Source organism: Halomonas huangheensis (genome assembly GCF_001431725.1).
GTDB lineage: Bacteria > Pseudomonadota > Gammaproteobacteria > Pseudomonadales > Halomonadaceae > Halomonas > Halomonas huangheensis.
On the sequence record NZ_CP013106.1, the window covers coordinates 4,385,712 to 4,403,868 of the forward strand.

Annotated in this window: 21 protein-coding genes and 3 tRNA genes; 5 read left to right on the top strand and 19 right to left on the bottom strand. The window is 58.9% G+C overall.

Annotation, left to right across the window (positions count from 1 at the left end):
* Positions 1-68 precede the first annotated feature (68 nt).
* From AR456_RS18950 to AR456_RS19030, 17 genes are all read right to left on the bottom strand, one after another.
* Entirely contained in the window at positions 69-1,325 is a 1,257-nt protein-coding gene (locus AR456_RS18950; RefSeq protein ID WP_021817724.1) for an STY4528 family pathogenicity island replication protein, read from the bottom strand.
* Positions 1,325-1,936 carry a DUF2857 domain-containing protein gene (locus AR456_RS18955; protein WP_021817723.1) on the bottom strand — a complete coding sequence of 204 codons (612 nt, stop codon included), beginning with the start codon at positions 1,934-1,936 and terminating at the stop codon, positions 1,325-1,327. The genes AR456_RS18950 and AR456_RS18955 overlap by 1 nt, the downstream gene beginning before the upstream one ends.
* Complete coding sequence (locus AR456_RS18960; RefSeq protein ID WP_021817722.1) at positions 1,933-3,972, bottom strand: ParB family protein; 2,040 nt, start codon at positions 3,970-3,972, stop codon at positions 1,933-1,935. The genes AR456_RS18955 and AR456_RS18960 overlap by 4 nt, the downstream gene beginning before the upstream one ends.
* On the bottom strand, positions 3,969-4,475 hold the full coding sequence (locus AR456_RS18965) for a hypothetical protein (protein ID WP_021817721.1): 507 nt from the start codon (positions 4,473-4,475) through the stop codon (positions 3,969-3,971). The genes AR456_RS18960 and AR456_RS18965 overlap by 4 nt, the downstream gene beginning before the upstream one ends.
* On the bottom strand, positions 4,468-5,175 hold the full coding sequence (locus tag AR456_RS18970; RefSeq protein WP_021817720.1) for a DUF2786 domain-containing protein: 708 nt from the start codon (positions 5,173-5,175) through the stop codon (positions 4,468-4,470). Before AR456_RS18970 ends, AR456_RS18965 begins: the two co-directional genes overlap by 8 nt.
* Positions 5,172-5,393 (bottom strand): type II toxin-antitoxin system HicA family toxin, encoded by a 222-nt coding sequence (locus AR456_RS18975; protein WP_021817719.1) that lies wholly within the window; start codon positions 5,391-5,393, stop codon positions 5,172-5,174. The genes AR456_RS18970 and AR456_RS18975 overlap by 4 nt, the downstream gene beginning before the upstream one ends.
* On the bottom strand, positions 5,386-5,586 hold the full coding sequence (locus AR456_RS18980) for a hypothetical protein (RefSeq protein ID WP_021817718.1): 201 nt from the start codon (positions 5,584-5,586) through the stop codon (positions 5,386-5,388). The genes AR456_RS18975 and AR456_RS18980 overlap by 8 nt, the downstream gene beginning before the upstream one ends.
* Entirely contained in the window at positions 5,586-6,365 is a 780-nt protein-coding gene (locus AR456_RS18985; RefSeq protein WP_021817717.1) for a hypothetical protein, read from the bottom strand. Before AR456_RS18985 ends, AR456_RS18980 begins: the two co-directional genes overlap by 1 nt.
* Positions 6,362-7,771, bottom strand: coding sequence for a replicative DNA helicase (dnaB, locus tag AR456_RS18990; RefSeq protein ID WP_021817716.1), 1,410 nt, complete (start codon positions 7,769-7,771; stop codon positions 6,362-6,364). Before dnaB ends, AR456_RS18985 begins: the two co-directional genes overlap by 4 nt.
* Positions 7,761-8,651, bottom strand: coding sequence for a ParA family protein (locus tag AR456_RS18995; RefSeq protein WP_021817715.1), 891 nt, complete (start codon positions 8,649-8,651; stop codon positions 7,761-7,763). The genes dnaB and AR456_RS18995 overlap by 11 nt, the downstream gene beginning before the upstream one ends.
* Positions 8,652-8,792: 141 nt before the next feature.
* Positions 8,793-8,868, bottom strand: a tRNA-Thr gene (locus tag AR456_RS19000).
* A gap of 72 nt (positions 8,869-8,940) precedes the next feature.
* Positions 8,941-9,015 (bottom strand) — tRNA-Gln (locus tag AR456_RS19005).
* Positions 9,016-9,022: 7 nt separating this feature from the next.
* A tRNA-Phe gene (locus tag AR456_RS19010) sits at positions 9,023-9,098 on the bottom strand.
* A gap of 95 nt (positions 9,099-9,193) precedes the next feature.
* Positions 9,194-9,466 carry an oxidative damage protection protein gene (locus AR456_RS19015; RefSeq protein WP_021819011.1) on the bottom strand — a complete coding sequence of 91 codons (273 nt, stop codon included), beginning with the start codon at positions 9,464-9,466 and terminating at the stop codon, positions 9,194-9,196.
* Positions 9,467-9,494: 28 nt separating this feature from the next.
* A complete protein-coding gene (mutY, locus tag AR456_RS19020; protein ID WP_021819012.1) occupies positions 9,495-10,598 on the bottom strand; it encodes an A/G-specific adenine glycosylase in 1,104 nt (367 codons plus the stop codon).
* A gap of 98 nt (positions 10,599-10,696) precedes the next feature.
* A complete protein-coding gene (locus AR456_RS19025) occupies positions 10,697-13,018 on the bottom strand; it encodes an AsmA family protein (RefSeq protein ID WP_021819013.1) in 2,322 nt (773 codons plus the stop codon).
* A complete protein-coding gene (locus AR456_RS19030; RefSeq protein ID WP_021819014.1) occupies positions 13,015-13,461 on the bottom strand; it encodes an acetyl-CoA sensor PanZ family protein in 447 nt (148 codons plus the stop codon). The genes AR456_RS19025 and AR456_RS19030 overlap by 4 nt, the downstream gene beginning before the upstream one ends.
* Positions 13,462-13,679: 218 nt before the next feature.
* Here AR456_RS19030 and hisB point away from each other — a divergent pair, with 218 nt between their 5' ends.
* The 5 genes from hisB (at position 13,680) to AR456_RS19055 (ending at position 17,154) form a co-directional block, all read left to right on the top strand.
* Entirely contained in the window at positions 13,680-14,273 is a 594-nt protein-coding gene (gene hisB / locus AR456_RS19035) for an imidazoleglycerol-phosphate dehydratase HisB (protein ID WP_021819015.1), read from the top strand.
* A gap of 83 nt (positions 14,274-14,356) precedes the next feature.
* Positions 14,357-14,995, top strand: a complete 639-nt coding sequence (hisH, locus tag AR456_RS19040) for an imidazole glycerol phosphate synthase subunit HisH (protein WP_021819016.1) — start codon at positions 14,357-14,359, stop codon at positions 14,993-14,995.
* 95 nt (positions 14,996-15,090) lie between these two features.
* Positions 15,091-15,834: a 1-(5-phosphoribosyl)-5-[(5-phosphoribosylamino)methylideneamino]imidazole-4-carboxamide isomerase gene (hisA, locus tag AR456_RS19045; RefSeq protein WP_021819017.1), complete on the top strand. Its 744-nt coding sequence runs from the start codon at positions 15,091-15,093 to the stop codon at positions 15,832-15,834.
* A 13-nt stretch (positions 15,835-15,847) separates the two neighbouring features.
* Entirely contained in the window at positions 15,848-16,621 is a 774-nt protein-coding gene (hisF, locus tag AR456_RS19050; protein WP_021819018.1) for an imidazole glycerol phosphate synthase subunit HisF, read from the top strand.
* Between the two features lie 26 nt (positions 16,622-16,647).
* The gene (locus tag AR456_RS19055; protein ID WP_021819019.1) at positions 16,648-17,154 is read left to right on the top strand and encodes a hypothetical protein; all 507 of its coding nucleotides are present in this window, start codon (positions 16,648-16,650) and stop codon (positions 17,152-17,154) included.
* 12 nt (positions 17,155-17,166) lie between these two features.
* Here the strand turns inward: AR456_RS19055 and AR456_RS19060 are convergent, their stop codons facing one another.
* Entirely contained in the window at positions 17,167-17,751 is a 585-nt protein-coding gene (locus AR456_RS19060; protein ID WP_021819020.1) for a YjaG family protein, read from the bottom strand.
* A 79-nt stretch (positions 17,752-17,830) separates the two neighbouring features.
* Positions 17,831-18,124, bottom strand: coding sequence for an MGMT family protein (locus AR456_RS19065; protein ID WP_021819021.1), 294 nt, complete (start codon positions 18,122-18,124; stop codon positions 17,831-17,833).
* Between the last annotated feature and the right edge of the window lie 33 nt (positions 18,125-18,157).

The following is an 18,157-nucleotide window of genomic DNA, read 5'->3' on the forward strand; positions in this document are numbered from 1 at the left end:
GGGATCCCATCATCAATGCTTCTCGCATATCACCCCACCGAAAACGTTAAAGGCGATGTCATATGTTTCTAGCTGGGCCGTATCCCCAGACGTTTCAGCATGTTCTCTCGCGCCCTCTGGGTTTCCGCAGAGATCGGTTGAGGATCCTTGTTAACCCGTGAGTCAGCAGATCGGGGGGCAGGTGGGGCATAGGGTTCCTCAGGAGAAGACTGGGTCGATGCCTGTACAGTTTGCCCATTACGCTTGTCAGCAATGCCTCGCCCAAAGTGGGTGACCTGGAATTGGTTCGATGCGGCGCGTTTGGCCAGGGTATGCAGGAATCCCTTGGGGGATTTCACCTTGCCGGCCTCGAGCCGTCCGGCTGCCTCATCAATCACTGCTTGCTGAACATCGTTCGGCAGACCGGTCAACATGACCGCCACCGACTCCCGTTCCTCACTGGTCAACTCGAGTGGCCATGACCAGGTCAGTGGTGACGGGGAATCCTCGCGCGCGGTGGTTTTACATACAGAGTTTGTATAACTACGTACTGTAGTAAGGGCGTTCTCACTGGAAACTGTGCTGTAAGCTGCTGATTCTGGACTGAGTTTCCGCTGGAAACTGGGTGGTTCGTTGCCTGGAAACTGCCCTGGTTTCCTCTGGAAACTGGGTGATATTGCCTGAGTTTTCATAGGAAACTGGGAGTCAGATGCCTGAGTTTCCCCTGGAAACTCGGTCTCCCGTTGTTGTCTGGCACGCTGCTCGATGACGTCCAGCCTCGTCGGGACTTCGAGCACACCACTTTCGGCCAGCTCGTCTCTGACCAGTCGAGCGACAGTGGCCACGGCCTTGTTGCTGTGCTTCATACAGCGAATCACATACTCGATGTAGTCCTGGTCCAGGGACAGTGACTCGGCAGGAGCCAACGGTTCGTCATGCAACACATAGACGTTTCCAATCATGCGCCCATTGGTGGTATTACGCGCCTTCATCCCAAGGGTCATCCAGCGCGTCAGTCGCAGGATCGCAATCACTCGGGCAACGGTCTTGCGCGAGGCTTTCTGACCGGCCCCTGATCGCAGCAGCGGCTCAAGTTCGTCATAGGTCGGAAACGCCGTCGTACGGTCAGAATTCGACAACAAGCGGATCGTCTGCCAACCCAGTATATCGACAGCGCCCAGCCGCTGATCCAGCAGTAAAGCTCGAGGTACTGTTTCATGGGGGTTTCCCATGAAGAGCAGCCCGTCGAGTGAGTCATCCTCAACGGCCGACGCCGAGGCATTATTGCCTCGGCGTTGGGTCAGGGATGATGCCGCGCGCCCGACGAGCGCGTCATAATTCTTCATCACGCCACCCCTGCACGCATCACGCCCTCATCTTCCCCCGGCAGGCTTTCCTGACGTGGTTGCTCCGGCGTCGTCCATTGCTTGATCAGTGTCCAGATCACGGCGAGCGGCAACTCGACTTCCTCTGCCAGTACCAACATGCCTTTGATGTCTTCGGCGGCTGATGGGCTGGACGGATCGTCACTGATGGTCTGCCAGCGGTGCCATGCGTCTACTTCAATAGCCTCTTCCGGCATGGGCAGACGCCCCTGACGACTGGGCACCCCGAGCAGGGTGCGCCGTGCTGAGCAGTCGTTCGGTGTCAGGCCAAAGAAGGTGGCCAACATCTGAACGCTGGCCCCGTGTCGAATACAGTGATCGACGAGACTGTCGCGATCCTGATCACGATCAATTCGCCGAAGCGCAGCCTTGAAGGTGTTGTGATCCAGTTCGAATCGTGCGACCCCAGGAAACTCGTTGATCAGGCTCTCGATCTCACTGGCCCGCAGTCGACTCAGGCGCTGCAGCTCTTCATTGTTGAACCCCAGTGCACGCGCCCGCCGCATATCGCCCTCACGGATCAGCACCAGTGCCTGGTTGAAAAGTGCATGGTTGAGTTGTGGCGTCGTCATTGCGGATCCCCCTCTGCAAGACCTTCACGCAGTACACGAATCAGACGGGTCAGCCAGAACACACGGATGAACAGACCATCCGGCAGGCAGACATCGCTGTCGGTGCCATGGCTGCCAACCAGCTCCCCGAATAATGAGATTTCAGCAGGCAACATCGGGTCGATGTCGCCCTGCAGACCGGCGAGCAACTGCCAGATGAGTTGAGCGCGGCGTCCCGGGTTGTCACCCAGCGGATCGAGTTCATACCCCAGTCCTTCACGAGCGTTGAGTCGGATGGTCTCGGTGGTGCCAGAGACCTCGATGCCAGCCCAATCAGCCAGTGCCTGGACTACTTCACCGATCTGCATCCGAAGATCGCGAGCATTCCGGCGCCAGGCCGGGACGTGCCAGAGATCGGTAATCGGGGCGACAGGGCCGCCCGACATCAGTGGAACGGACTTGAGGGCGGCAGCTTCGAAGTCGATGGCTTCTTCACCATGCTCTTTCGCTTGCCAGTGGCGTAACTGCCGATGTCCTTCACTCTCGTCATAGGGAGAGAGGGTCAGGTCATCGACCAGAGTTTCCTGTTCCTCGAGCGACCGGGTCGGGTGTGGGTTGTGCTCCTGCATGAACCCATCAGAGTCCAGTAGACCACTAAGCTCATCGCCACTGGACTCTCTGGAGCCAGGCGCTTGTGGGGCTACCAGAGGTTTCAGAGATCCTGCCTCGAGTTCGGCATTCCGTTGCTCGAGCTGGGCGAGTTGAGCCCGCATCTCTTTCATCTGGGCGGACTCATCAACCCCACCCGAGGTAGGAACGCCCCGCTCGCTGGCTTTGGGCGTGGGGGTCGGTGACAGATTGGTCTGGCCTTCTTCAAAGGTCAGATCATCCTGGTCGCCATCGCCCTCCCTCTCGCTGTGACCGGTTTCATCGGCATCCTGCGATGCATTTCCAGACGCCAAGGTTTGAGTCGGTGTCGCTGTGGTCTTGCTCCCCTTGCTGGAATCCTCTATCGGCGGATAGAGGTGGCGTTCCTGGGGATGACGCAGCCGCTCCAGCTCACTGTCGACGGTGGTCCATATATCAGATTTCTCTTCCTCACTGGCTGCCCTCGCGTACTTACGTACCGTGAACCAGTTCTTCCATGCCATATCGATCGGGTTGAAGTGCAAGCCGGTATGGTCGTGCAGCATCCCCTTGAGCCTGTCCTCGACGATGTTCCAGCGGAACTCCGTCTGTCCTTCATGATCGAGTTGGGCCATCTCGTCGTGCCATGCCTGGGCGAAGTCACCATCGACAACGCTGGTAGCCCACTGCTCACCCTCACCGAGATCATCGGCATGGGCTTCCCAGTAGGCACAGCACCGCTCCCAGCACTCCTCGCAGAACTGACGATACGAGATAAGTTTCTCTACCTGTCCCTTACCCATCCCACTATCCAGTGTCAGTGGAATCGTGGGCAGGAAATGCTCGATGGTGTAGAGCATTTTTGAGATATGGCTTTGGCCGATTGTGTAACCAAGCTCTCTGAGTCTACGGGTGAGCTCTCTCTGCGAAATTTCCTCCCCAAGATTTTCTTCGATCATTCGCTTGGCCTCGGAGATACCCCGTCCCCGCTCGATCCAGCTGAGCTGTCCACGGTTATCGTTTTCGGCCAGATGCCCGGCGAGGACATTGATTTCGCCCTGCCAGGGAATGAAATGGCAGTCCTGGTAGTAGAAGCGCTCTTCACCGGTTTCCTCATGTAATTCCTTGAGGATGGTCAGCCGCGTGTTTCCGCCATCGGAGATCATGTAGCGATCATCCCCCGGACGCTGGGTGACCGTCAGCTTCTGCTTGAGGCCCACTGCCCGGATACTTTCCTTGATCTCGTCGTACTTGGGATTCTGTTGGGTACGCGGATTGCGATCATAGGGACGCAGCTGATCCAGCGTCAGGGTCATCGCCTGCTCGGTCGTCGGTGCCGGCAGCCGATCGGCGGGTTTGGTGCTCAGTTTCGGGCCAGGCTGGGTCAGCTTGGCCGCAATTTGATCAGGTGTGATGGCTGTCTTGCTCATGATGTCCACTCCGGCTGCCGCGAGTCGGAAAACTCAGTCTCGAAAAGACGTTCCAGTTGCTGGTACAGGTGATCCATGCCCTGAACAAGACCGAACAGGACAAGGTCGCTGCGTGCTTCAGGGGGATACCTCTGGCTCAATTCATTCACTCCGCTTCGCAGATCGATCAAGTTGTCGCTGACGATCACCAACAGCTCGATATCACTCAGCTGGTGATACTGGAGCTGCGCCCAGCGCAAGCTGTGGTGCGGCTGCATGTCCAGCTGACTGGTTTGGTCACAAGCCATGTGGAATACCAACCAGGTGTCGGCAAGCAGCGAGCGGAGAGACTCGTTGCGATTGGTTCGTGCCTGGGGATGCTCACCAAACCAGCTGTCCAGCGTTTCAACCCAACTGGCGAAGGGATCGATCAGGCCCAGTGCTAGACATTCACGTCCCATCAGATAACGCTCCATGCCGTGGTCATGTGCTGCTCGCACGGGAAAGTTCAGGATCTCAGCCATGGGTCAGCTCCTCCCGACGTTCCTGCTCCACACCGGAATGAAGTTGAACATGACGTCCTGCCGCAAAGCCCTCGCGAACGGCAGTGAAGTCGTGATGTCGTAGCTTTCCGCGCTGACGAGGTGTCAGAGCTTTCAGATCCCCGCCAAACCGCCTGGCGGTGTATGCCTCCAACACCGCCACCGCCTCCTCCGACATTTCCATCGGGATAATCGACGCGCGTGCGCCCATCACCCATGCCTCGGCATAGGCATCTCCCCGGCGAATCCGGGTAGCACGCTTGATGCGCTTGTTGAGGCCTTGCTGGAACGCCTTGCGATCGCGAATCAGTTGACGCTGCAGAACTTCATAGGCATAGGCGGCAACCTGACTCGCGCCATCTGTCCCCAGGAACCGCCACTGGCCGAGCCAACGAATTAGATGGCTATGCTCATCCAGAGACACGGAGTACACGGCCTGCGTGCCAAATGCGGCGTTGATCAACGTCGCCAGGGCCTCGAGGTAGCGGGGAGGCGTCTTGCCGGCCTGGGCCGAAACGGAATGCTCGGTGACGGATGCAATGGCAACGTCCTGTTCACTCAGGCCGTTGGCTGCCATGAGGCGCTGTGCCTGCCGAAGCGCAATCCCTGCCTCGTGGGCATTGGCACTCTGGGATAAGGCCAGGCACCGCTCGATCTTGCGCATAATGCGATCTGGAATCATGACTCCCTCCTTACGCCAGAGCTTCTCTGCACACGGCGAAGCAGGGCGATGGCATTTCGCTGCGAACGGGCATCGCTTGGTGAGTAGCTGGTGAAGACGGGAGGCATCCCGGGCTTGGTCAACTTGATATGCCCGCCGCGCGTGCGCTCGATATGCCAGTTATGAGCCTCTGCGAAGCGAACAACCTTCTGCAGCCCCTTGCCATACTGTTTAGCCATGACGCACCTCCTTGAGCAGAAGGTGGCTGTTGGCCACCTGATCCATGAACAGGTCGAGCTGTCCTTCCAGCACCTGAATCAACTGCTGCTTCTGGGCTTGGAGTGCATGGATATCCTTCTCCAGCTGACGATATTCGGCACGACGCTCAGCCAGCATGTCATCCAACTGTTGAAGCTGTGTCCTGGGTGTCATCAGGCTTCCTCCCGTTGCGCAATGAGCTCCTCGAGGCGCAGCCCCCATACCATTTCCGCCAGTTGGGGAGACCAGGGCTCGATAGGATCCACTAGGGGCTCGACTCCCTCGAGGCAGGGCCACTCCTGTGGTGACTCGGGAAGGAGATCACGGCGCTCGGTGGCGAGCAGCTGCAGGTCGGCTTGCTTGACGCTGTTTGGCATCACCGGATCCACGCCAAAGCGCTTGGCAATGGCTACCCAGACTCGTTGCTCGATGAGGCGATACGCCGGTAACAGAGTCTTGAGCGGGGAGATCATGTCCCCGATGTAGGCTTCCGTCGCGTCGTGTAACAGGGCAGCAAGAGCGTCCTCAGCCGGAACGAGCTGGCTGGCCAGTACGCAGTGCTGGGCGACACTGTAGAATTGGCAGGTGTGGCCATTGAATCGCGGGATTCTCGACAGTGCCTGGGCGATGTCCTGGTCATCAACCAGCCGCCAGGATGGGTAGGTGAGCGATTGAGAGATGCCGGATCCGGTCAGGATCGTAGGCGAGGTATCAAGGATACCGCCCAGTTCCTTCTCCGACTGCCGCCGCTCTATCGCGTCAATGGCCTGATCACGCAGAGCACGTGCATCGTATCGGCCTTCATTATTCGGCTCAGCGACAATCCCCAGCATTTCCGTGATGCGATGTAGAGCCGTTTCGGCGCTCGACAACCGCTTAGCCTCACTCTCTGGAAGTTGAATGACACTCCGTGCCTGATCGCGTATAGCGCGTATAGATTCGATCGGTTTCATGACCAGCCTCCTTGCGTCTGCTTCCACTCCAGCGATTCAAAGCGTGTCTGGGCACCCAGAAATGCCAGATGGACGACACCCGTAGGACCATTACGCTGTTTGCCGATGATGAACTCGGCCAACCCCTTCACATCGGGGTTTTCCGGCTGGTAGACCTCATCCCGATAGACAAACCCGATCACATCCGCATCCTGCTCGATCGCTCCCGAGTCACGTAGGTCCGCCATGCAGGGGCGCTTGTTGGGACGATTCTCGAGGGTGCGGTTCAACTGAGAGAGTGCGATGACCGGACACTGCAGGTCCTTGGCCATCGCCTTGAGGATCCGCGAGATCGTCGAGATCTCGTTGTTACGGTTCTCGCAGCCAGGCTCGCTGAGCAGTTGGAGATAATCGATCAGGATCAGCGCCGGTTTGCCGTGGCGGCGCATCAAACGGCGGGCGCGTGATTTGAGTGACGTGGCGGAAATGCCACTGGAGTCATCGATGAACAGACGATCCTCGAACTCGAGGATGCGATTGGTAGCCGCGGTCAGCTTTTCCCAACCACCATCGTCCAACTCCCCGGAGCGCAGCTGACTCGCGTCCAATCGACCGATGCTGGACATGAGGCGCAGCATCAACTGCTCCTCGGGCATTTCCAGCGAGAAGACGAACACGGGTGAGTCAGCCAGCTCTGCACGGTCGGCGGTGGCAATCAGCGCATTTTCGACCAGGTTCATGCCCAGGGTGGTCTTGCCCATCGAGGGACGTCCGGCGATGACAATCAGATCAGAGCTCTGCCAACCACACGTCAGGTCATCGAGATCCTTATAGCCAGTCGGCGTACCGGTGATGCCATCCTTGGCATTGAACGCGCGATCGATGGTGTCGATTGCCGATGACAGCGCGGAGCGAATTCCCGCAGATTGAGATTGGCGATCTTCGGCCAGCTCGAACAGCTGACGCTCGGCCGCTTCGATTATCGCCTTGCTGAGGTGGTTACCCTCAAGCGCCTGCTGACTGAGGTCACGCCCCATGCAGGAGAGCTGTCGGCGGAGCTGATGCTCGCGCACGATGTCGGCATACGCCGCGATGTTGGTCGCCGACGGCGTGTTGCGAGCAATTTCCGCCAGGAAGGCCAGCCCACCCATGGACTCAAGGTTCCCGTCGCGCTCCAGAAGCTCCGAGATCGTCACCACATCCATCGGCTTCTCGCCCTGGGCGAGTTCGCGCATGGCCTTGAAGATCAGGCGATGGGGATAGTAGTAGAACGCCTCGGCATCAACGATTTCGCAGATGTCGTCCCACTTGCTGTTATCCAGCATGAGTGCACCGAGCGTCGACTGTTCCGCTTCGATACTGTGCGGTGGGACGAGTCCCATGGCTTCAACGTCATCAGGCGCGAGGGTTTGGGTTTCAGTGAACATGACCCACCCCCGATTTACCTGACCCCGGCCTGCCCTGGGGCTTGGACGCACCAACTGCGCGAATAGCATCGGCCCATTCGGGATAGAGATCGGCAGCAATGGCCTTGATCTGATCGGCACAGGCCGGAGCCTTACGGCCAGAGGGCTTGCGAGGCTCGACGCGATGCACCGGCAGGCTTTGAAGCGCTGCCGAGCGATACGCAGAGAGATTGACCAACGGCGTGTCGAGCACACGAATGCCATGATCCTCGACTTCGGCGTACATGCTGCGGATGCTGTCCGAAATATCGCGGGCATCCTTCAGCTGGTCAGTCATCTTGTTGAGAAGGATCGAGACGGGAGGGACTTCGAAGCGGGTGTACTGCGTGAGCTCGCGCATCTCGTTGAGCATGCCCTGTGTGCCGCGCACGAACTCACGGGCAGTCAGCAACTCGGGGACGATGGGCGATACGAGATGATCAGCAGCGAGAACAGCCATCTCGAGCAGGATGGAGCGAGCTCCCTGAGTATCGATGAGGATGGCGTCGTAGCGATCTGAGAAGCGGTCGAGTAACCCGATCAGGCGGAACCGGCCATTGGGGGCGTTGAGCAACAGCTGCTGCAACTGATTCCGATAGTCGTTGGAGACCACGATATCGAGATTGGGAATCGCGGTCTTGGATATGATCTGGTCGAGATCCACCAGATCTGTCGCGAGCAGCTCGTACACTCCGCCGGGTGCAGGCTGGGACAGCTCATAATAGGAGGAAAGGGTAGGCTGGGAGTCCAGGTCAATGAGGAGCACCCTGAACCCGGCATCAGCCAGCAGGCCGCCCAGGTTGGCCGTTGAGGTCGTCTTGCCGACGCCGCCCTTGGAACAAACTGTTGCAGAAACACGCATTTAGCTGCACCTCATCCAAATTGAAAGGAATGAGTGCAAGACTGAGCGCTAGGCCGAAGGAGAGATTTTACAAGCACAATCGCCGCCCTAGAAGGCGGCGATGATGTAAAGCAAGCTTTTGATTTTCAACCATCGAGTAGATGGTGCCGACACCAGGAGTCGAACCCGGGACCTACTGATTACAAGTCAGTTGCTCTACCAACTGAGCTATGTCGGCTCTACTCGACCTATAGGTCACTTGCTGCTTTGGCGTTTCACACTTCGCGCTACGCCGAAAAGAGAGTTGGCGTGGCTGGGGTAGGAGGACTCGAACCTCCGAATGCCGATACCAAAAACCGGTGCCTTACCACTTGGCTATACCCCAGCATAGTTGGTGGCCAGAGACGGAATCGAACCGCCGACACGGGGATTTTCAATCCCCTGCTCTACCAACTGAGCTATCTGGCCCCTTGCCAACGCGACGTATTAAACCGTAACACCCGCCTTCCGTCAACCCTTTTTCTTTCAAAAAGATGGAGCTGGGATGACAGGCCCGGCGCGAGTCACTGATCGCGGGGCACGTACCCTTCTGCCTGGTCGGTAGCCTCGTTATCCAGAAAGCGCTCCATCTGCTCCATCAGGTATTCGCGTGATGCGGGCTCAAGCATGTTGAGGTGCTTCTCGTTGATCAAACGTGTCTGAAGCGCCTGCCACTCTTCCCAAGCCTGACGGGATACCGTCGCCTGGATCTCCTGCCCCTTCTTGCCGGGCAGGGGCGGGAACGGTAAGGCGTCCATCTCCTTCTGATACTTGCGACAGAAAACGGTCTGGCTCATGGGGCGAGCTCCTTGTTGAAGCGGATAATCAAGGTCCTTCAGGTGGACTCAGGGTAAAGGGCGTCAGCGCCTGCAGCAATTTCTTCACCGGAGCGGCAAGGCCAACGGAGTCTGGAGACGACGGGGCATACCAGCGCCAGCCTTCTGCCACGCTATCCAAACGCTCAACACGCGCCGGAACAGGTGTAATCTCGAGGCGGAAGTGACTGAATACATGTGTGAAGCTGGCCTGGGGCTCGCTACGCCTGGCGGCTGGCGCGTGCTGGTCAAGCCACAGTGCCATATCTCGATCCGTATCGAACTGGGGAAGGCTCCAGAGGCCGCCCCAGAGGCCTGAGGATGGTCGCTGCTCCAGCAGTACTCTGCCTTCGTCGTCACGCAGCACCAGCATACGCGTAGTGCGCACTGGTGTGGCCTTTTTCGGCTTCGATTCCGGGAAACGACGCTGCTCTCCTCGAGCACGCGCGACGCAGACATCCTCGAATGGACAGTGGTCACAATCGGGTTGGCCACGGCGACACAAGGTTGCCCCCAGGTCCATCATCGCCTGAGTAAAGTCGACAACCCGCTGATCCGGGGTGAAGTGCTCGGCAAGACTCCAGAGTTCACGCTCCACTGCGGGTCGTCCCGGCCAACCCTCGACCGCCTGTAGACGCGTCAGTACACGCTTGACGTTACCGTCGAGAATTACCGCGCGCTGCCCTGTACTCTGCGCAATGATCGCGCCAGCCGTGGAACGGCCGATACCCGGCAGAGACGCCATCGCCTCCTGGCTCTCGACGGGAAAGCGACCCTCGTGCTCCGCCATGACCACCTGAGCAGCCTTGTGCAGGTTCCGGCCACGAGCGTAGTAACCGAGACCTGTCCACAGGTGCAGAACCTCGTCCTGGCTGGCACCTGCAAGGCTGGCAACGTCGGGAAAGCGCGCCATGAAGCGCTCGAAGTAGGGAATCACTGTCGCGACCTGGGTCTGCTGCAACATGATTTCCGATACCCACACTCGATAGGGGGTACGGTCCTGCTGCCAGGGTAGGTCATGACGACCGTAGCGGTCATACCATTCCAGCAACCGTTTAGAGAAGATTTCACGCTCCAGAACGGGCGTAGTCACTGCCGTAGCGTCAAGGTCCATTGCTTTCATTATCAGTTGGTTATTGGCCAGATATTGGTTTCATGCACATAAAAAAGCGCCGACACGGTGGTCGGCGCAGGGACTGGCTTACTTGATGCTCAATTGAATAGACCACGCAGAGCATCACGAAGTTCCTCACCAGCTTCATCTCCGAGATGTTTATTGATTTCCTTGCCCAGGCGCTCATCCACTTCTTCCTGCAACTGGCCTCGGGCTTCATCCCCTGCCAGCTCGCTCAGATTGCGGCTGAAGGCGCGTACGTCAAAAGAGCACCATTCACTACTGTCGGAGTCCAGGCTGCCTTCACAACGCGCCGGGAACGCCACACGCTGCAGACGCGGATTGACCTTGCAGGCCGCATCAGCGGTATCGAGGAAGCGTGCGGCACCTTTGGCTTCAAAGGCTCTGGTCGCCAGTTCGAGGCGTCCCTCGCCGGTCATTTCGATCCCCGGCAGGGTAATCAACAGGTCCTCGTTATGGGCAACGCCATCACGAATCTGGAAGGTACCGCGAATCTCGTCAAAACGAGTATCCTCGGCCCACTCACGGGTGGCCTGTTCGCCTTCGAAGCGCGCCACCACAGAGCACAACTGCTGAGAGATATTGTTGCCGGGGATACTGCCATCGTTGACTTTGGCATCGATTGTGCCATTGAGGTTGTTCAGCAACGCATCGCGGCTGTTGCCGTGCGACGTCAAATCACCTTGCGCATCGAGTGAGCCAACCATCGGCGCCGGGTCTTCTCCCAGCGACACCAACAGCGCATCAAGCCGTACTCCTTGCACCCTGGGAGCCAACTGCCATTCCATCGGAGAAGTGCTCGCATCCAGCTGGCCATCGGCCTGCAGGCGCCCTTCATGGAAGCCCGCGTCGAAGCTGGACAGACGGTGCTTGCCATCCTCACCTTGAAGTTCGAGCGCTACATCCTGGAATTGCTGGCCGCCCAGCGTCAGCTCGCTCAGTTTCAAGGCCACTGTTTCATCGAGCTGTGCCAGCCAACTGGCAGGGAGCAGCGCAGGCGCCTCCTCCTGCGCCACGGCAGCGGTGATGCCCGGCAGTGAAGCGCTGGCCTTCTGTGCATCATCCGACGGTAGATACTGATCGAGATCCAGTTGGTCGCCCTCCAGGGCGATATCCACTCGCTGGCCATCGAAGCGAGCTCCGGCATTGCCGGAGAAAGTGCTGTCATCCAGCACGAGTGTCAGCCCATCGAGGCGGAGCTGTTCGAGATCACCACTTACCGGAGTGGTCAGGGAAACGTCGGAGAGCGAGGAAGTACCTGCCATGCTCGGCAGTACATGCAATCGATCCAGCCAGGGGCGCAGAGACATCTGTTCAAGGCGCAACTGGCCTTCGTACTGCGGCGCTGTCGCCAGCTCTCGCAACGTGAGATTGCCCTTGAGCGACAGACTGTCCGGTCCCGTCAGGGTAACGTCGCGCAGTTGAGCGGTATGGTCAGCGAGGCTCGACTCCAGCTCGAAGCCCAGCGACAACGGCAAGCGCTTGTCGCCAATACGCGGGTCAAGCAGGCTGACATCCAACTTGCTGGGGGCCATGTGCAGACGCTGCTGAGTGAGGTCGAGGACCAGTTCGTCGCTACTCAGCGTGGCCTGCTGACTCTCACTGATACCGGCCATCTGGGTGTTGGTCTCGAGTACCATCTTGCTCAGCACGTGGCGCTGATCGGCCAGCCCCAGCTGCACCTGACTGTTGAATTTGATATCGCTGTGCAGCGCGGTAACACGATCACCTTCCAGCTTGTCGAAGCGCTTGAGCGAGAAAGTGGCCGATAGAGGGAACGCTGTGGCTGGATTGACGTTACTGCCGGAGACCTTGAGTGACTCCGCCAGCCATTCCTGATCAGCCTGATGATCCACCAGCCTCAGGGTGCTGTTGGTCGCCTCGACACTGGCGATGTTCAGCGCCACCGACAGTCCTCCGCTATCATCCAGGTTGGGACCCGCACTGGCTGGTGCCAGAGCCTTCTCGGCATCGGGACCTCGTCCCTCCAGGCGTTCCAGCAGACTTTCCCAGTTACCTTCTCCGTCGGCATTGCGCACCAGATTCAGAGAAACACCATCCAGTGTCAGCCCATCAATGGCGATCTCGCCTTTCAGCAACGGTGTAAAGGCGAGGCTGACCGAAGCATGACCGAAGGATGCAAAGGGTACCGCGTCGTCCGGCTGCTCCGGCAGCCAGGCTTCGGCCTCGGCCACACTGACACCAATACGTGGATAGAAGGACCAGGACAGAGCGCCCTCGAGCGCCAGTTCGAGGCCAGTATGTTCCTTGACCACCTCCACCAACCGTGGCTTCAGATCCTCGGGGTTGAAGAAAGTGGTGACATACACCACCGCTCCTACGGTCACGAGCGCCAACACACCAACCACTGCCAACAAGGTTCTCACAAGACGTTTCATTGACCGCTGTCTCCTGACAGGTCGAGTTGAAAGTAGTCGCCATCACGGGTCAGGCAATATCCCAACCGCTGCAGCAGCATCTGGTCCGCGAGTTCCAGTTGTGATGCCGGTACCCTGAGCACCAGGCCAAACTGGCTGGCTTCAGCACTAACCAGCGCCAACAACCGCGAACCGATCCCGCGCCGCCGTGCAGTCTTGCGCACACACAAGTCAAGCAAGCGCCAGCCTTGCTCATCAGGTGATACTGCCACAGCCCCGAGCAATCGGTCGTTGAATTGCGCCGCCCAGAAGAAACCTTGACTGAGATGAGTCAGGATATAGGCTCCAGGAGGCATCTGAATGCGCTCCTCGGGGGCATCACTATAGATGCGGGCCAGATCGATGCGCACCTGCTCATCGGCATCCCAGATATCCTGATCAATGCGATAGAGGGTCACCGGCATGGGCAATCTCCCTGACGTTCCGGTTACGGATGACAGCGTGACACCTGTCCCGAGAATTGTCGCGGCCCAGAACTACATGAATGGCCGCGTGAATGGCCGCATTGTAGCGAATCGGGCCGCCGATTCTCTATAATGGATGCCTTGTGTGCGTCATACACCAACAAGCAGCATACGGCTCTCAGCCCTATTTCGATATGCGCCAAGGCGCAGGAGACGACATGTCCGAGCGTATTGCCACGGTCAGCCGTGACACCAGCGAGACCCAGATCACTGTGACCCTGAATCTCGACGGTCAGGGTCACCTCAACGGTGAAACTGGCGTCCCTTTCTTCGATCATATGCTCGATCAGGTCGCTCGCCACGGTATGATCGACCTTGATCTCAAGGTCAATGGCGACCTACACATCGACGATCACCACACCGTCGAGGACCTGGGCATCACCCTCGGTCAGGCCTTCGACAAGGCCATCGGCGACAAGCGCGGCATCGTGCGTTACGGTCATGCCTATGTGCCGCTCGACGAGGCGCTGTCACGTGTGGTGCTCGATTTTTCAGGACGCCCGGGGCTATCGATGAACGTCGAGTTCACTCGTGCCACCATTGGTCGTTTTGACACTCAATTGTTCTGGGAATTCTTCCAGGGGTTCGTCAATCACGCTCGCGTGACACTACACATCGACAACCTCAAGGGGTTCAATGCCCACCATCAGGCCGAAACCATCTTCAAGGCGTTTGGTCGCGCCCTGCGTATGGCTGCCGCTGAAGACCCCCGCATGGCCGGCAAGATGCCCTCTACCAAGGGTAGCCTCTAGTATCGCAACCAGGTATATGCCATGAGTGGACATTTCCCCGCAGCAAAGCGCCAACAACGCTGCCCGAGTAGAAGGAGCATTCCATGACCATCGCCGTCATCGACTACGGGATGGGCAATCTGCATTCCGTCGCCAAGGCCCTTGAGCACGTGACTCATGAGAACGTCATGATCACGCGAGACGCCCGCTCGATCCAGGGAGCCACACGCCTGGTCCTGCCCGGCCAGGGTGCCATGCGCGATTGCATGGGAGAATTGGAGCGCACCGAGCTGACCGGTCTGGTACTCGAGCTGCTCAAGGAACAGTCCAAACCGCTGCTGGGCATCTGCGTCGGTCAACAGATGCTGATGGATCGCAGCGATGAAAATGGAGGCATTGACTGCCTCGGCTTTCTCGCTGGCCAGGTCAAGCGCTTCCCTGCCGACATGCTCGATGGCGATGCTCGCCTGAAGGTGCCGCATATGGGTTGGAACCTTGTGCGTCAGCCGCAATCACACCCCTTATGGGATGGAATTGACCAGGATGAGCACTTCTATTTCGTGCACAGCTACTATGTGGCCGCCGAGCACCAGGCCAATGTTTTCGGCACGACCGACTACGGCAGTATCACGGCTCATGTAGCCACCGGCAGTGACGCCACCTTTGCCGTGCAGTTCCATCCGGAAAAGAGCTCACGCGCGGGCTTGCGTCTGCTCGAGAATTTCGTGCACTGGACACCCTGAACGTCCAGGCACCGCCGCCACGCAAGCTACACGACTATTATCATAATCAGGGCGCTGTTGATGCAAAGCAGGCCTATGGGTCCCGAGGACACAACATGCTGGTAATCCCCGCCATCGATCTCAAGGACGGCAAGTGCGTCCGTCTCAAGCAAGGCCGCATGGAAGACGCCACCACCTACGGTGATGACCCCGTTGCCATGGCGGCACGCTGGGTTGAGGCCGGTGCACGCCGCCTGCATCTGGTTGACCTCAACGGCGCTTTCGAAGGCCGCCCGGTCAACGGAGAGGCGGTCACCGCCATCGCCCGCCAATATCCAGACCTGCCGATCCAGATTGGCGGCGGCATTCGCAACGCCGAAACCATCGAACACTACCTCGCAGCAGGGGTTTCACACGTCATCATCGGCACCAAGGCGGTCAAGGAACCCCAGTTCGTCACCGAGATGTGCCGTGCATTTCCCGGTCATGTGATCGTCGGCCTCGATGCCCACTCCGGTCGCGTGGCCACCGATGGCTGGGCTGAGGTCTCCGAGGTACTGGCCGTGGATCTGGCCAGGCGCTTTGCCGATGACGGCGTTTCCAGCATCGTCTACACCGATATCGCCCGCGACGGCATGATGAACGGCGTCAATGTCGAAGCCACTGCTGAACTGGCTCGCGAGGGAGGGTTACCGGTCATTGCCTCCGGCGGTGTGACCAACCTCGACGATTTGCGGGCATTGATCGCCGCTGGCGAACCCGGCATTCTCGGCGCCATCACTGGTCGCGCCATCTATGAAGGCAGTCTGGACGTGGCCGAGGGCCAGCGTCTGTGTGACGAGCTGACCCAGCAGTCGTAACCCGAGGGATACCATGGCACTTTCCAAGCGCATCATCCCCTGTCTCGATGTCGACGCCGGTCGTGTCGTCAAGGGTGTCAACTTTGTCGGCATCCGCGACGCCGGTGATCCGGTCGAGATCGCCCAGCGCTACAACCAGCAGGGCGCCGACGAGATCACCTTTCTCGATATCACCGCCAGTCACGAGGGCCGCGATACCACGGTAGAGATGGTCGAGCGTATTGCCGGTGAAGTCTTTATCCCACTAACCGTGGGTGGCGGTATCCGTACCTGTGACGATATTCGCACCATGCTCAATGCCGGTGCTGACAAGGTATCGATCAATACTGCAGCGGTGACCAACCCGGAGTTCGTGCGCGAAGCCGCCGAGCGCTTCGGCAGTCAGTGCATCGTGGTAGCCATTGATGCCAAGCGAGTCAGTGCTGACGATGAGGCGCCACGCTGGGAAATATTCACCCATGGCGGACGCCGCCCCACAGGGCTGGATGCCGTAGAGTGGGCGCGCAAGATGGTTGACTATGGTGCCGGCGAATTGCTGCTGACCAGCATGGACCGTGACGGCACCAAGGCCGGATTCGACCTCGGCGTGACTCGAGCCATCAGTGATGCGGTCAGCGTGCCAGTCATCGCATCAGGCGGTGTCGGCAACCTCGATCACCTGGTGGAAGGGGTGACCGAAGGCCACGCCGATGCGGTCCTTGCCGCCAGTATCTTCCACTTCGCCGAGTACACGATTCCCGAGGCCAAACGATATATGGCAGAACGCGGAATCGAAATGCGCCTGTGAAGAGTCATCAGCCAATCAGGGAATTCATGCAGTCACCATGGAAGGCATCGGCCAGCATCCTCATGGCATTGGCGCTGGCTCCTGCCAGCGCCAATGCGTCATCATCGTGGCCACCCTCGACGGAGCTGGATCATGTGTTGGTACAGACCAGCCTCTATACCCGTCACTATGAGCCAGACCCGGAGCACAACAACCACCAGAGCCTGGTCAGCGTGGAGCTGCATAATCCCCAGCGCTGGCTCACGGGAGCCGGATGGTTCAAGAACTCCTATGACCAGCCCACCTGGTACTGGTATGCCGGTCGCGAGTTTCCCTTGTGGCGACCCACCGAGAACACTCTGGTACGCGGCAAGCTGACTGGCGGTCTGTTACGCGGTTACAAGGATGAGTATCGCGACAAGATCCCCTTCAACCACTCCGGTATCGCCCCCGCGATACTGCCCAGCATCGGCGTACAATGGGGCCGCATGGAGTCGGACTTGATCCTGTTTGGCTCCGCAGGCCTGATGGTCACTGGCGGTATGAGCTTCTAAGCTGGGACAGAATCAATCCAGAGTTAACCCAAGATTGCTGATGCCCCCGTTGCGCCCCAATTTGCGCAATGCCTTGATGTCCTCACGCTGGAAGTCGCCTTCGACGCCTTCCAGCACCGCATCCTGGAAGTCATTCTCGTCCTCCATCAGCGGATGTTGCTTGACCATTCTTGCCAGTGTCTCGCCATCTTCTTCACCCTCGGTAAGCTCGATGAAGGCACGCACCGCGGCTCTTGATACCCGGCTGACCTCAAGCACCGCGTCCGGAGCCTCGCCACGCAAGGTATCGAGGATCGCTGATATTGCCACCACTGCATCTGTCGCACGGCGTGCGCCAAAGCTATCGTCTTCCGCCGGAGGCTCCATCTCGGCAAGCTTCTCCACCTGACGCTCGAAATCGATCTTCGCCCCCTTGACCAGCAACTGCTCCCACACCAGGTCGAGAATGGCGCGTATTCCGCCAGGGTCACCCTGGCCGGTGGTATCGTTGTACAGTGCGTAGTTGGGCAGCATGCGTTCCGTCAGCGCCGCCATGAAGGCCTGCTGGCGGGACAGTGACAACGCTTGCAGGCGTTCGTGAAATCCACGCTTGGTCATGACAGTACCTGTTTTATGGAAAAGCCTGTTTTCGAAGAAGTCTGTGCCTGGGAAAACCTGTCCTCGCAAACGGCAGCCCTCAGGGCCAGAAACGTTCTGCGGCGATGCGTCCGCGCTGATCGAAGACAACGCCCTCATCCATCAGCAGCCGGCGCTGTTCATCGGCACCACCGTGGTCGGCGAGTTTTCGCGACGCGGTAACGACGCGAAACCAGGGTAACTCATGGCCATCCGGCAGCTCGCGCAGGGCTCTGGCCACCATTCTGGCACTCGCACCATCGGTCATCCGGGCGATACGGCCATAGCTGGTGACCCGTCCCTGCGGTATCGCCGCGATGATGGTCAGGATCTGTTCTCGGACAAGAGAATTCATGTAACCTTTCGCTATTGCAGCATTTTCACTCGG